Raw genomic sequence first — 13326 nt, forward strand, 5'->3', positions numbered from 1 at the left:
GAGGCGCGGGAATGGCTCCTTCGGCGGAGGACCGGCTCGACCTGCCGGTCGTGGGCGAGCGGCAGAGCCTGCGGGAGCAGGTGGCCCACGCGCTGCGGGCAGCCCTGATCACCGGTGAGATGCGGCCGGGGGTGGTCTACTCGGCGCCGGTGCTGGCCGCCCAGTTCGGCGTCTCGGCGACGCCCGTGCGCGAGGCGATGCTCGACCTGGCCAAGGAGGGCCTGGTCGAGGCGGTGCGCAACAAGGGCTTCCGGGTCACCGAGCTGTCCGACCGCGACCTGGACGAGCTCACCGAGATCCGCCGGCTCATCGAGGTGCCCACGGTGGCGCGGCTGGCCGACCGGGCCCGCGCGGACAGCTTCGATCTGCTCCGCCCGGTGGCTCAGCAGATCGTCGCCGCGGCCGAGCGCGGCGACCTGCTCGCCTACGTGGACGCCGACATCCGCTTCCACGTGGAGCTCCTCGCACTGGCGGGCAACGCGCACCTGGTGGAGGTGGTGCGCGACCTGCGCAAGCGGGCCCGCCTGTACGGCCTGTCCGCGCTGTCGGCGCGCGGTGGGCTGGTCGACTCCGCCCGCGAGCACCTCGACCTGCTCGACCTGCTCTCCGCGGGAGACGCCGGCGGTTCCGAGCGGCTGATGCGCAACCACATCCAGCATGTGCGGGGCATCTGGGCCAGCAAGCCGGAGTAGCCGGCCCCCGGTTTCAGCGGCGGGCGCGGGTCGCGCCCACGCTGGCGACGACCACGCAGCCGATCGCGGCCCATTCGCGCACGTCGAGCACCTCGCCCAGCACGAGCAGGCCGACCATCGCGGCCACCGCCGGCTCCAGGCTCATCAGGATGCCGAACACCTGCTTCGGCATCCTGCGCAGGGCCTCCAGCTCGATCGAGTAGGGGATGACCGACGACAGCAGGCCCACCCCGAGCCCGATCAGCAGCAGCTCGGGCTGGAGCAGGTCGGCGCCGCCGGTGCCGATCCCCACGGGGGCGATCAGCAGGAACGACACGATCATCGCGAAGGACAGGCCGGTCGTGCCGGGGAAGCGCTGGCCCACGGCGGCCGAGAGCAGGATGTAGCCCGCCCAGCAGACCGCCGCTACCAGGGCGAATCCGATCCCGGCCCAGCTGATGCGCGAGGCCGCCGTCCCCCAGGGCGCCAGCAGTACCACGCCCGAACCGGCCAGCGCGACCCAGAGCAGGTCCAGGCGGCGGCGCGAGGCGGCCACCGCGACCCCGAGCGGCCCGAGGAACTCGATCGCCACCGCGATGCCCATGGGCAGCCGGGCCAGTGCCTCGTAGAACGACAGGTTCATCACACCCAGCGTCACGCCGAAGGCCACCCCCAGCCCGACGTCCACGCGGGTCAGCCCCTTCAGCCGGGGCCGGGCGACCACCCCCATGATGAGCGCGCCCATCGCGATCCGCAGGAACACCACCGCGCTGGGCGGCAACTGGGAGAAGAGGTCCTTGGCGAAGCCCGCGCCCACCTGGACCGACAGGATCGCCAGCAGCACCAGGCCGGACGGCGGGATGGCGTCGGAGGCGGCCCTCAGCAACGCTCCCGGCCTGGGCAGCCCCGGCTTGTACGGCTCGGCGGGCCCGGGCAGGGCTTCGGCGGTCATCAGACTCCTCATGCCAGGGGCTACACGGTCTTTCACACCTTACTAAGCGCGGCGTGGCCCCCGGAAAAGACGTCCGCGATGCGAGATCGGCCTACCGGGTGTAGAGGGCCACGGTCATGCCGGGCGCCCGTCCCACCTGCCACGACCGGTCCCGGGTGAACCCCGCCCGGACCAGCGCGCCGGGCCTGTCGCTTCCCGAGCTCGCGCTCCCGCGCTTCCCGCGCCAGAGTACCCAGACCCGCTCGCGCCCGTCGAGGACGGCGGTGACGTCGGTGCGCTCCGGGTAGTCGAAGGAGTCCGGCCGGGGACGGGCGCCGGTGAGCAGCACGTCGTCGGGCAGGCTCCGCCCGCCGTAGTAGAGCATTCCGGTCCGCAGCCACGACCCGTTGTACATGATCGCGTCACCGGGGCGGGCGTCGGCCGAGATGATCCGCACCGCGAGGGGGAAGTTCTCGCGGTGCCCGTCCTCGCGGCGGACGGCCAGTTGCCCGGGGAGTCCGGCGGTCAGGACGGTCGTCAGGGCGAGCACGGCGAGCAGGCGGGGCATCGAGGCGAGCGCGAGACCGGCCAGCAGCGCGTAGGCGGGCACCGTCGCGAACAGGTAGCGGTCGACGTAGACGGGGGAGAGCAGGTGGGACAGGGCGAACAGCAGGACGGGCGGCAGCAGGGCCCAGCCGGCCAGCAGCGTGGTCCAGAGCCGGTGGGCGCGGTCCCGCCGCAGCAGGAGCAGGGCGGCCGGCGCGAGGGCCAGCAGGACGCAGCCCGCCGGCACGGTGCCCCCGACCGTCCTGGGCAGGGCCAGGAAGACCGCCGGCCCCGGCATGTCGATCCACCTGATGGCGTGCCGCTCGGTGAAGCCGACCACCGCCCAGACGGCTCCCGGAACGCATCCCACGGCCAGGGCGGGCAGCATCCTGGCCAGGGCGCCCCGGCCGTGCAGTGCCAGGGCGAGCACGTGGGCGGCCAGCACGAGCAGGGCGAACACCTGCGTGCAGCCGAGCAGGGCGACGGCCGCGGCGTATCCCCACCGGCCGCCGCGCCGTCCCGGTTCCTCGATCGCGCGGTGCAGCGCCCAGGCGGCCAGCACCGCGGCGGCGGCCGCGAAGGCGTAGGGGCGGACGTTCTGCCCGTGATGGGAGACCGACGGCAGGAACACGTACACGGCGGCGGCCGTCACCCCGGCGGACGGGGAGTGCAGGCGCCGTCCCAGGCCGGCGATGAGCGCGGCCGCCGCGCCCGTCGCGACCGCCGAGGGCAGGCGCAGCCACCACTCGGCCTGTCCGAACCCCGCCCACAGGTGCATGAACGCGTAGTAGGGCAGGAAGTGCCCGTCGACGTGCTGCGCGAGCTCCCACAGGCCCGCCGCGCTCCGGCGGGCCGCGCTGAGGGTGGCCAGCTCGTCCGACGACTGGGAGACCCTCGACGAGCCGGCGACGGCGACGATCGTCGCGGCGAGGCCCGCGGCCGGACTCGGCCAGAACGGTCCCGTCCGCCGTGCCGCCGGTGGCCGCGGAGCGCGCGCTCCGGTGATGATCACTCAGGGGATGCTAAGGGTCCTTGATCATTCCGGATGGCGCGTCCGGGTAATGACTGTCCGCGGGATGCCAAAACTTTCCGCTCACTCCCAGCGGAACGTCCGGGAGGTGATGAGAAGTGAGACCGCCGCCCACCCCGCCAGGATCGCCGCCGCGGCCACCGGCAGGCCGGCGCCCTCGGTCAGGACCGAGCGGAGCCCGCCGGTCAGGGCGGAGATCGGCAGCAGTTCGAGCACCGGCTGCACCGAGTCGGGGAACTTCGACATGGGGAAGATCACACCGCCGCAGCCGAGCAGGACCAGGTAGACCAGGTTGGCCCCGGCGAGGGTGGCCTCGGCGCGCAGGGTGCCCGCCATCAGCAGGCCGAGCCCGCTGAACGCGGCGGTGCCCAGCAGGATCAGCGGGAGCGCGGCCAGCGGGGAGCCCGCCGGGCGCCAGCCCAGGGCGAGCGCCACCCCGCTGATGACGGCCACCTGGATGACCTCCACGGCCACCACCGCGAGCGTCTTGGCCAGCATCAGCCCGGTCCGTGACAGCGGGGTCGCGCCCAGCCGCTTCAGCACGCCGTAGCGGCGCTCGAAACCGGTCGCGATGGCCTGCCCGGTGAAGGCCGTCGACATCACCGCCAGCGCGAGCACGCCGGGGGCGATGAAGTTCACCCGGGGGCCGCCGCCGACGTCCACCAGCGGCGCGGCGGAGAACCCGACGAGCAGCAGCACCGGGATGATCATCGTGAGCAGGAGCTGCTCGCCGTTGCGGAGCATCGCCCGGATCTCCGCGCCCGTCTGCGCCAGCACCATCCGGGGCAGCGGCGCGGCCCCCGGGGCGGGGGTCAGGTCCAGGGTCGTCACTGTGCTCTCCTGCGGTCTGGCGCGGGCCGTGCTCGGCGAGGGGTCATCGGAGCTCCCGGCCGGTCAGCTCCAGGAAGACGTCTTCCAGGGTGCGGCGCTCGATGCTGAGGTCGTCGGCGGTGACGCCCTCGGCGGCGCACCAGGCCGTCACGGTCGCCAGCAGCTCGGGGCCGACCTGTCCCTCGATGATGTAGTGCCCCGACGGCGACTCCTTGGCCGCGCTGCCGGCGGGCAGGGCGGTGAGCAGCTCGTCCAGGGTGAGCCCCGGCCGGGCGCGGAAGCGGAGCTGCCGCTCGGCGCCGGTGAGCGAGGACGGCGTGCCCTCGGCCACCACCTTGCCGTGGTCGATGATCACGACCCGGTCGGAGAGCTTCTCCGCCTCGTCCATGTGGTGGGTGGTGAGCACCACCGAGACACCGCAGGCGCGCAGGTCGCCGACCAGCTCCCAGCACGCGTGCCGGGCCTGGGGGTCCAGCCCCGCGGTCGGCTCGTCGAGGAAGACCAGCTCGGGGCGGCCGATGACGGCCGAGGCCAGCGACACGCGCTGCTGCTGGCCGCCGGAGAGCCTGCGGTACGGCGTGCGGGCGTGCCCGGTCAGCCCGAGCCGCTCCAGCAGCGCCGCCGGGTCCAGCGGGTGGGCGTGGAAGCGGGACATCAGGCGCAGCCACTCACCGCAGCGCATCGCCGGGGGCACGCCCCCGGCCTGGAGCATCACCCCGACCCTCGCCCGGAGCTCCGGGCGGGAGGGGTCGAGCCCGAGCACCTTCACGATGCCGCCGTCGGCTCGGCGGAATCCCTCGCAGATCTCGACCGTCGAGGTCTTGCCCGCGCCGTTGGGCCCGAGGATCGCGGTGACCGCGCCACGGGTGGCACTGAGGCTGAGGCCGTCGATCGCCGTCGATCGGCCGTATCTCTTGACCAGATCGATGATCTCGACGGCTGGGGATTCCATGGCCACGAGTTTAGGGACTGCGCCGGACGGTCACGTTCCCGGACCTGCCGCCCGGAGCCTCCCCTGCCCGGTGAAAGGCGTCGGGCGGATCCCGCCGAGCCCCCTGATCGCCCACCGGGCGGCCCAAGCCGCCCATGTGACGCTGCGTGTGTCCCGGATCACGACGTGAGGAGGTTCGGCGTGTCCGAACGGCGCGCCCCCGCCCGGCTGACGGGCCGCGGGCATGGGCACGGCACGGTCCCGCCGGGCCGGGCGCGAGAGTGACCCCACGACGCCCTTCCGGGGCAGGTAGATCTTTTTTGTGGAGTTTCCTAAACATGGGAATTTGCGTGACCTGATTGCGGTTGGAAACCCCTGGCCCTCATGGGCTCACTGTGGCCTGTGAAGGTAAAGGGGATCTGATATGACCGCGGCGGTCGCCGAGCCGGAGGTCGCGCCGGTCACGCGGCGCAGAGGACTGCTACTGCTCGTCCTGGGGGCGCTGTCGGCCATCGGCCCGCTCTCGATCGACATGTATCTGCCCGCGTTCCCCGCCATCGCCGGGGAGATGGGCACGGGACAGGCCCAGGTGCAGCTCACCCTGACCTCCTGCCTCATCGGCCTCTCCGTCGGACAGGTCGTCGCCGGGCCGCTCAGCGACGTGCGCGGCCGGCGGATGCCGCTGCTGATCGGCATCGCCGCCTACGCCGTGGCCTCCCTGCTGTGCGCGTTCTCCCCTTCCGTCTACGGGCTGGTCGGCTTCCGTCTGCTGCAGGGCGTGGCGGGCGGCGCCGCGCTGGTGATCGTCCGTGCGGTCGTCCGCGACCTGTACGAGGGGGCGGCCATCGCCCGTATCTTCGCCACCCTCATGCTCGTCAGCGGTCTCGCGCCGATCCTGGCCCCGATCGCGGGCGCGCAGCTGCTGGAGCACACCTCCTGGCGCGGCGTGTTCGTCTCGCTGAGCGTCGCCGGACTGCTGCTGCTGGCCGCCGCCCTGTTCGGGGTGCGCGAGACGCTTCCCCGCGAACGGCGGGAGAGCGGCGGCCTCCGGCACACCCTCGTCACCTTCGGGCACCTGCTGCGCAACCGGTGCTTCATGGCCAGCGCGCTGGCCGGCGGGCTCGGCTTCGGCGGCATGTTCGCCTACATCTCCGGCTCGCCGTTCGTGCTCCAGCAGGTGTACGGCGCCTCGCCGCAGACCTTCTCGATGGTGTTCGCGCTGAACGCGATCGGCCTGACCGTCACCGCGCAGATCGGCGGCCGTCTCGCCGGGGGCAGGGTGGCTCCGGCGCGGCTGATCCTCATCGGGCTGTTCATCTCCGTGGCCGGGGTGGTGGCACTGCTGGCCGCCGTGCTGCTCGGGCTGCCCCTCGCCGTCCTGATCGCCGGGCTGTTCGTGATGATGTGCGGGGCCGGATTCGTCCTGCCGGGCGCCGGCGCGCTCGCGCTGGCCGGCCAGCCCCAGCAGGTGGCGGGGAGCGCCTCGGCGCTGACCGGAGTGCTGCAGTTCGCCATCGGCGCGCTCGCGGCGCCGCTGGTCGGGCTGGGCGGGGAGGACTCGGCGCTGCCGATGGCCGTCGTCCTGGCCGGGCTCACCCTCGCCTCGCTCGTCGCCTTCGTCGGCCTGCGGAAGCCCGCGAAGGACGTTCCCGCAGGTTAGGTAAGGCTTGCCTGCGTGACAAACCGCATTCGGCTGGACCGCCCATCGGTTTGTATGCGGGGAAGGAATTACGCCACACTGATGTTGTGAAATACGTGAGCCAGATGCCGGGCACCGAGGAGACCGCCGCCGTGCGGCTCTCCGGCGTGTCCGCCGAGCGCAGCACGCGTGCGCGTGTCGCCCGGCTCATCCTGGAGCACGGCCCCATCACCGCCGCCGCCCTCGGCGAACGGCTCGGGCTCACTCCGGCCGCCGTCCGCCGCCATCTGGACGCGCTGCTCGCCGAGGGGATGATCGAGCCTCGTACGGCCCGGCCCCGCGGTCAGCGGGGGAGAGGGCGACCGGCGAAGCTCTTCGCCATAACCGACGCCGGGCGCAGTGCCTTCGAGCACGCCTACGACGGGCTCGCCGGAAACGCGCTGCGCTTCCTGGCCGAGCGCGTGGGCCAGGAAGCGGTGGCCGAGTTCGCCCGGTCGCAGGTGTCCGGCCTCGTCGGGCGGCTGCAGCCGGAGATGCGCAAGGTCCCCGCCGACCAGCGGGTCCGCGTCCTGGCCGAGGCCCTGTCGGCCGACGGCTACGCGGCCTCGGCGAGCAAGGCCAGTCTCGGTGGCGAGCAGTTGTGCCAGCACCACTGCCCCGTGGCGCATGTGGCCGCGGAGTTCCCGCAGCTCTGCGAGGCGGAGACCGAGGCGTTCGCGCAGATCCTCGGCACACCTGTCCAAAGACTCGCGACCATCGCCCACGGCGACGGGGTGTGCACCACCCACGTGAGTCCGCACAGAGCGGTCGAGCCGGACGCGCGGGAACGGGAAGCGAACCGGCGGGCACCCGAGCGATCGCGACCATCCATAAGGCAACAAACGATCGATGACGAATCGAGCAAGGAGACCGGAAGGTGACTGTCACCGACCGCCCGGAGCTGGAAGGCCTCGGGAATTACAAGTTCGGCTGGGCCGACTCGGACGCTGCCGGATCGACGGCCCGCCGTGGCCTGTCCGAGGAGGTCGTCCGTAATATCTCCGCGCTCAAGAACGAGCCGGAGTGGATGCTGGACCTTCGCCTGAAGGGCCTGCGCCTGTTCGGCAAGAAGCCCATGCCGAACTGGGGTTCCGACCTCAGCGGAATCGACTTCGACAACATCAAGTACTTCGTGCGCTCCACCGAGAAGCAGGCGGCTTCCTGGGAAGAGCTGCCCGACGACATCAAGAACACCTACGACAGGCTGGGCATCCCCGAGGCGGAGAAGCAGCGCCTGATCGCCGGTGTCGCCGCCCAGTACGAATCCGAGGTCGTCTACCACCAGATCCAGAAGGACCTCGAGGACAAGGGCGTCATCTTCGTCGACACCGACACCGCGCTCAAGGAGCACGAGGAGCTCTTCAAGGAGTACTTCGGCACCGTGATCCCGGTCGGCGACAACAAGTTCGCCGCGCTGAACACCGCCACGTGGAGCGGCGGCAGCTTCATCTACGTGCCGCCGAACGTCAACGTCGAGATCCCGCTCCAGGCCTACTTCCGGATCAACACCGAGAACATGGGGCAGTTCGAGCGGACCCTGATCATCGTGGACGAGAACTCCTACGTCCACTACGTCGAGGGCTGCACCGCGCCGATCTACTCCTCCGACTCGCTGCACAGCGCGGTCGTGGAGATCATCGTGAAGAAGGGCGCCCGCTGCCGCTACACGACGATCCAGAACTGGTCGAACAACGTCTACAACCTGGTCACCAAGCGCGCCGTGGCCTACGAGGGCGCGACCATGGAGTGGATCGACGGCAACATCGGCTCCAAGGTCACCATGAAGTACCCGGCCGTCTACCTGATGGGCGAGCACGCCAAGGGTGAGACGCTGAGCGTCGCCTTCGCCGGCGAGGGCCAGCACCAGGACGCCGGCGCCAAGATGGTGCACCTCGCGCCGAACACCAGCTCCACCGTGATCTCCAAGTCCGTCGCCCGCGGCGGCGGCCGTACCTCCTACCGCGGTCTGGTCCAGATCGAGGAGGGGGCGCACGGCAGCGCCAGCACGGTCAAGTGCGACGCGCTCCTGGTCGACCAGATCAGCCGCTCCGACACCTACCCCTATGTGGACGTGCGCGAGGACGACGTCTCCATGGGACACGAGGCCACCGTCTCCAAGGTCTCCGACGACCAGCTCTTCTACCTGATGAGCCGCGGTCTGAACGAGGACGAGGCGATGGCGATGATCGTGCGCGGCTTCGTCGAGCCGATCGCGCGCGAGCTCCCGATGGAGTACGCCCTCGAACTGAACCGCCTCATCGAGCTGCAGATGGAAGGAGCCGTCGGCTGATGGGTCTCGAAACCAAGCCCCTGTCGACCCTCCACGAGAAGGCCTCCTACAACGTGGAGGACTTCCCGGTCCCGACCGGCCGCGAGGAGGAGTGGCGCTTCACCCCGCTGTCGCGGCTGAAGGGCCTGCACAACGGCGCCGCCGCGGCCGGTGGCGTGCTGGTCCACGTCGATGCGGCCCCCGAGGTCACGGTGGAGACCGTGGGCCGCGACGACCAGCGCCTCGGCAAGGCCTACGTGCCCGCCGACCGGGTCAGCGCCCAGGCCTTCGCCGTCTTCGAGAAGGCCACCGTCCTGACGGTCGCGCGCGAGGCCGTCGCCTCCAAGCCGACCGTGATCACGCTCACCGGCTCCGGCGCGGGCGCCGCCTACGGCCACATCCTGGTCAAGCTGGAGCCGATGGCCGAGGCGGTCTTCGTCCTGGACCACCAGGGCAGCGCGGTCTACGCCGACAACGTCGAGTTCGTCGTGGGCGAGGGCGCCACGCTCAAGGTCATCAGCCTGCAGGACTGGGCCGACGACGCCGTGCACGTCTCCCACCACCACGCCCTGCTCGGCAAGGACGCGACCTTCCGCAGCTTCGTGGTCACCCTCGGCGGCGACCTGGTACGGCTGTCGCCGTCGGTCTCCTACAGCGGCCCCGGCGGCGACGCCGACCTGACCGGCCTCTACTTCGTGGACGCCGGGCAGCACATGGAGCACCGCCTGCTGGTGGACCACTCCCAGCCCAACTGCAAGAGCAACGTCGTCTACAAGGGCGCGCTGCAGGGTGAGGACGCCCACGCCGTGTGGATCGGCGACGTCATCATCCGGGTCGAGGCCGAGGGCACCGACACCTACGAGCTCAACCGCAACCTCCTGCTCACCGACGGCGCCCGCGCCGACTCGGTGCCGAACCTGGAGATCCTCACCGGCGAGGTCGCCGGAGCGGGACACGCGAGCGCCTCGGGCCGCCTGGACGACGAGCACATCTTCTACCTCCAGGCCCGCGGCATCCCGTTCGACGACGCGCGACGCCTGGTCATCCGGGGCTTCTTCGCGCAACTGCTGGAGAAGATCGAGCTTCCCGAGCTGCGTGAGCGGGTGCTCGGCAAGGTCGAGGCGGAGCTCGAGAAGTGACGTTCGAAAAGGTCTGCAAGCTCAGCGACATCCCCGACGACGGCGTGATCGGCCTGGAGGTGGGGCAGACCCCCGTCGCCCTGGTCCGCCGGGGCTCGGAGGTCTTCGCCCTGCACGACGTCTGCTCCCACGCCGAGGTGAAGCTCAGCGAGGGCGAGGTCTACGACGAGACCCTGGAGTGCTGGCTGCACGGCTCGTGCTTCGACCTGCGCTCCGGCAAGCCCACCGGCCCGCCCGCCACCAAGCCCGTTCCCGTCTACCAAGTCAAGATCGACGGCGATGACGTCCTCGTCTCGCTCTCGAAGGAGTCATAACAGTGTCTGATTCGAGCCGAGTCCGCTCGGGATCCACCCTTGAGATCCGTGACCTGCACGTCGCCGTCGAGGACAAGGAAATCCTGCGCGGCGTCAACCTGACCGTCCGGTCCGGCGAGACCCACGCCATCATGGGCCCCAACGGCTCGGGCAAGTCCACGCTCGCCTACGCGATCGCCGGCCACCCGAAGTACACCGTGACCGGCGGCCAGGTCCTGCTGGACGGCGTCGACCTGCTGGAGCTGTCGGTCGACGAGCGCGCCCGCGCCGGCCTGTTCCTCGCCATGCAGTACCCCGTCGAGGTCCCCGGCGTCAGCGTCTCCAACTTCCTGCGCTCGGCGGTCACCTCCGTGCGCGGCGAGGCCCCCAAGCTCCGCGAGTTCGCCAAGGACCTGAAGGCCGGCATGGACGCCCTGTCCATCGACGCCGCCTTCGCCCAGCGCAACCTGAACGAGGGCTTCTCCGGCGGCGAGAAGAAGCGCCACGAGATCCTCCAGCTCGAGCTGCTCAAGCCGAAGATCGCCGTCCTCGACGAGACCGACTCCGGCCTCGACGTCGACGCGCTGCGCGTGGTCTCCGAGGGCATCAACCGCTTCCGCGACTCCGGCGAGACCGGCGTCCTCCTCATCACCCACTACACCCGCATCCTGCGCTACGTGAAGCCGGACTTCGTCCACGTCTTCGCGGGCGGCCGGATCGTGGAGCAGGGTGGCCCCGAGCTCGCCGACAAGCTCGAGGCCGAGGGCTACGAGGCCTACACGAAGGCCTCGGTCTGATGAACACCGGCTTTGACGTGGAGAGGATCAGGAAGGACTTCCCGGTCCTCTCCCGCGAGCTGTCCGGCGGTCGGCCGCTGGTCTATCTCGACTCGGGCAACTCCGCGCAGAAGCCCACCCAGGTGATCGACGTCATGCGCGAGCACCTGGCCATGCACTACAGCAACGTCGGCCGGGCCATGCACGCGCTGGGCGCCGAGTCCACCGAGGCCTACGAGAACGCCCGCGATAAGATCGCCGCCTTCGTCGGCGCGCCGAGCCGCGACGAGATCGTCTTCACCAAGAACGCCTCCGAGGCGCTCAACCTGGTGGCCTACGGCTTCGGCAACCCCACCAACGACGACCCCCGCTTCCGTCTCGGCCCCGGCGACGAGATCGTCATCTCCGAGATGGAGCACCACTCCAACATCGTGCCGTGGCAGCTGCTCGCGCAGCGCACCGGCGCCACGCTGAAGTGGTTCTCGGTCACCGACGAGGGCCGCCTGGACCTGTCGAACCTCGAAGAGCTGGTCACCGAGCGCACGAAGATCGTTTCGATCGTGCACCAGTCCAACGTGCTCGGCACGGTCAACCCGGTCGCCGAGGTGCTCGCCAGAGCCCGCCAGGTCGGGGCGCTGATGATGCTGGACGCCTCGCAGTCGGTGCCCCACCAGCAGGTGGACGTCGCCGCGCTCGGCGTGGACTTCCTCGCCTTCACCGGGCACAAGGTCGTCGGCCCCTCCGGCATCGGCGTGCTGTGGGGTCGCGGGGAGCTGCTGGAGGCCATGCCTCCCTTCATGGGCGGCGGAGAGATGATCGAGGCGGTCTGGATGGACCACTCGACCTATGCCCCCGCGCCGCACAAGTTCGAGGCGGGCACCCCGCCGATCGTCGAGGCCATCGGCCTCGGCGCCGCGGTCGACTACCTGTCCGCGATCGGCATGGACGCCATCGTCCGGCACGAGCGTGAGCTGACCGGCTACGCGCTCGGCGCGCTGCGGGAGGTCCCCGGTCTGAGAGTAATCGGCCCGCAGAGCCTGGACCGGCGCGGTGGCACGGTGTCGTTCACCCTTGAGGGGATTCACCCGCACGATGTCGGGCAGATCCTGGATGACAACTTCGGTGTGGCGGTACGCGTGGGGCATCACTGCGCCCGCCCGCTGCACCTGAGGTTCGGGATTCCCGCCACCACGCGGGCCTCCTTCTACCTCTACAACACCCCGGCCGAGATCGACGCCCTGGTCCGCGGCCTCCACCACGTGCAGAAGGTGTTCGCCTAGCCATGCCGGAGCAGTTGAGATGATCGCCGAGTCCATGTACCAGGAGTTGATCCTGGAGCACTACAAGCACCCCCAGGGACGGGGGCTGCGCGACCCGTACGACGCCGAGGTCCACCACGTGAACCCGACGTGCGGCGACGAGATCACCCTGCGTGTGAAGCTGGGTGACGGCGGCAAGGTCGAGGACGTCTCCTATGACGGCCAGGGCTGTTCCATCAGCCAGGCCGCCGCCTCGGTGCTGCACGAGCTGGCCGCCGGCTCGACCGTGGACGAGACGCTCGCGGTGGTGGAGGAGTTCACCCGGCTCATGCAGAGCAGGGGCCAGGTGGAGGCGGACGAGGACGTGCTCGGGGACGCGGTGGCGTTCGCCGGGGTGGCGAAGTTCCCGGCCCGGGTGAAGTGCGCGCTGCTGGCCTGGATGGCCTACAAGGACGCGGTTGTGAGGAGTTCTACATGAGCAAGCCTGTTGAGACGCCGACCGCGGCGTACGACGGGGAGACGACCCTTGACGAGGTCATGGAGGCCCTCAAGGACGTCGTGGACCCCGAACTCGGCATCAACGTCGTCGACCTCGGCCTGATCTACGGGGTCAACCTCGACGCGGCCGAGGCCGGCACCCCGCCGATCGCCACCATCGACATGACGCTGACCAGCGCGGCCTGCCCGCTGACCGACGTCATCGAGGACCAGGCGCACTCCGCTCTGGACGGCATGGTCTCCGACGTGAAGATCAACTGGGTCTGGCTCCCGCCGTGGGGCCCGGACAAGATCACTGACGATGGGCGCGAGCAGTTGCGCATGCTCGGTTTCAACGTCTGATCTCCCCTTTCCGGTACGGCTCGCGCCTTCCGAGGTACGGGCCGTACCGAATTGTGTGAGAGGATGCCCGATGCCGGGAAGAAAAGCTCGGCTCGGAGCGTTGGCTCTACCAACGGGCAAGCGTCCACATGA

The 13326-nt window shown here is 70.7% G+C and carries 14 protein-coding genes; 10 read left to right on the forward strand and 4 right to left on the reverse strand.

What is annotated here, in order from left to right; all coding sequences use genetic code 11:
- Positions 1–11 precede the first annotated feature (11 nt).
- A complete protein-coding gene (locus BM085_RS14215) occupies positions 12–692 on the forward strand; it encodes a GntR family transcriptional regulator (protein ID WP_093887477.1) in 681 nt (226 codons plus the stop codon).
- Between the two features lie 13 nt (positions 693–705).
- Here BM085_RS14215 and BM085_RS14220 read toward each other — a convergent pair whose 3' ends face one another.
- From BM085_RS14220 to BM085_RS14235, 4 genes are all read right to left on the reverse strand, one after another.
- Entirely contained in the window at positions 706–1623 is a 918-nt protein-coding gene (locus BM085_RS14220) for an EamA family transporter (RefSeq protein WP_177245104.1), read from the reverse strand.
- A 91-nt stretch (positions 1624–1714) separates the two neighbouring features.
- Positions 1715–3160 (reverse strand): glycosyltransferase family 39 protein, encoded by a 1446-nt coding sequence (locus BM085_RS14225; protein WP_093887478.1) that lies wholly within the window; start codon positions 3158–3160, stop codon positions 1715–1717.
- Positions 3161–3241: 81 nt separating this feature from the next.
- On the reverse strand, positions 3242–3958 hold the full coding sequence (locus BM085_RS14230) for an ABC transporter permease (protein ID WP_093887630.1): 717 nt from the start codon (positions 3956–3958) through the stop codon (positions 3242–3244).
- A 94-nt stretch (positions 3959–4052) separates the two neighbouring features.
- Positions 4053–4961 carry an ABC transporter ATP-binding protein gene (locus tag BM085_RS14235; RefSeq protein WP_093887631.1) on the reverse strand — a complete coding sequence of 303 codons (909 nt, stop codon included), beginning with the start codon at positions 4959–4961 and terminating at the stop codon, positions 4053–4055.
- Between the two features lie 403 nt (positions 4962–5364).
- Between BM085_RS14235 and BM085_RS14240 the strand changes: the two genes are divergently transcribed.
- From BM085_RS14240 to BM085_RS14280, 9 genes are all read left to right on the forward strand, one after another.
- A complete protein-coding gene (locus tag BM085_RS14240; protein WP_093887479.1) occupies positions 5365–6600 on the forward strand; it encodes a multidrug effflux MFS transporter in 1236 nt (411 codons plus the stop codon).
- A gap of 104 nt (positions 6601–6704) precedes the next feature.
- Positions 6705–7499, forward strand: a complete 795-nt coding sequence (locus BM085_RS14245) for a helix-turn-helix transcriptional regulator (RefSeq protein WP_245789332.1) — start codon at positions 6705–6707, stop codon at positions 7497–7499.
- On the forward strand, positions 7496–8908 hold the full coding sequence (gene sufB, locus BM085_RS14250) for a Fe-S cluster assembly protein SufB (protein ID WP_093887481.1): 1413 nt from the start codon (positions 7496–7498) through the stop codon (positions 8906–8908). The genes BM085_RS14245 and sufB overlap by 4 nt, the downstream gene beginning before the upstream one ends.
- Positions 8908–10026, forward strand: coding sequence for a Fe-S cluster assembly protein SufD (gene sufD, locus BM085_RS14255; RefSeq protein ID WP_093887482.1), 1119 nt, complete (start codon positions 8908–8910; stop codon positions 10024–10026). Before sufB ends, sufD begins: the two co-directional genes overlap by 1 nt.
- The gene (locus BM085_RS14260) at positions 10023–10340 is read left to right on the forward strand and encodes a Rieske (2Fe-2S) protein (protein ID WP_012892454.1); all 318 of its coding nucleotides are present in this window, start codon (positions 10023–10025) and stop codon (positions 10338–10340) included. The genes sufD and BM085_RS14260 overlap by 4 nt, the downstream gene beginning before the upstream one ends.
- Before the next feature lie 44 nt (positions 10341–10384).
- A complete protein-coding gene (gene sufC / locus BM085_RS14265; protein WP_218158721.1) occupies positions 10385–11116 on the forward strand; it encodes a Fe-S cluster assembly ATPase SufC in 732 nt (243 codons plus the stop codon).
- Entirely contained in the window at positions 11116–12375 is a 1260-nt protein-coding gene (locus tag BM085_RS14270; protein WP_093887484.1) for a cysteine desulfurase, read from the forward strand. The genes sufC and BM085_RS14270 overlap by 1 nt, the downstream gene beginning before the upstream one ends.
- Before the next feature lie 19 nt (positions 12376–12394).
- Complete coding sequence (gene sufU / locus BM085_RS14275) at positions 12395–12832, forward strand: Fe-S cluster assembly sulfur transfer protein SufU (protein ID WP_031172982.1); 438 nt, start codon at positions 12395–12397, stop codon at positions 12830–12832.
- Positions 12829–13194: a metal-sulfur cluster assembly factor gene (locus BM085_RS14280; protein ID WP_012892450.1), complete on the forward strand. Its 366-nt coding sequence runs from the start codon at positions 12829–12831 to the stop codon at positions 13192–13194. The genes sufU and BM085_RS14280 overlap by 4 nt, the downstream gene beginning before the upstream one ends.
- The last annotated feature ends 132 nt before the right edge of the window (positions 13195–13326 follow it).

This window comes from Streptosporangium canum, from assembly GCF_900113865.1.
GTDB lineage: Bacteria > Actinomycetota > Actinomycetes > Streptosporangiales > Streptosporangiaceae > Streptosporangium > Streptosporangium canum.

What these genes read in the sequence shown, in the direction of transcription:
- BM085_RS14280 (WP_012892450.1), top strand. Translation starts at nt 12,829, where the DNA reads ATGAGCAAGCCTGTTGAGACGCCGACCGCGGCGTACGACGGGGAGACG.
- BM085_RS14240 (WP_093887479.1), top strand. Translation starts at nt 5,365, where the DNA reads ATGACCGCGGCGGTCGCCGAGCCGGAGGTCGCGCCGGTCACGCGGCGC.
- BM085_RS14230 (WP_093887630.1), bottom strand. Translation starts at nt 3,958, where the DNA reads ATGGTGCTGGCGCAGACGGGCGCGGAGATCCGGGCGATGCTCCGCAAC.
- BM085_RS14245 (WP_245789332.1), top strand. Translation starts at nt 6,705, where the DNA reads ATGCCGGGCACCGAGGAGACCGCCGCCGTGCGGCTCTCCGGCGTGTCC.
- BM085_RS14235 (WP_093887631.1), bottom strand. Translation starts at nt 4,961, where the DNA reads ATGGAATCCCCAGCCGTCGAGATCATCGATCTGGTCAAGAGATACGGC.
- BM085_RS14215 (WP_093887477.1), top strand. Translation starts at nt 12, where the DNA reads ATGGCTCCTTCGGCGGAGGACCGGCTCGACCTGCCGGTCGTGGGCGAG.
- sufU (WP_031172982.1), top strand. Translation starts at nt 12,395, where the DNA reads ATGATCGCCGAGTCCATGTACCAGGAGTTGATCCTGGAGCACTACAAG.
- BM085_RS14270 (WP_093887484.1), top strand. Translation starts at nt 11,116, where the DNA reads ATGAACACCGGCTTTGACGTGGAGAGGATCAGGAAGGACTTCCCGGTC.
- BM085_RS14220 (WP_177245104.1), bottom strand. Translation starts at nt 1,623, where the DNA reads ATGACCGCCGAAGCCCTGCCCGGGCCCGCCGAGCCGTACAAGCCGGGG.
- sufD (WP_093887482.1), top strand. Translation starts at nt 8,908, where the DNA reads ATGGGTCTCGAAACCAAGCCCCTGTCGACCCTCCACGAGAAGGCCTCC.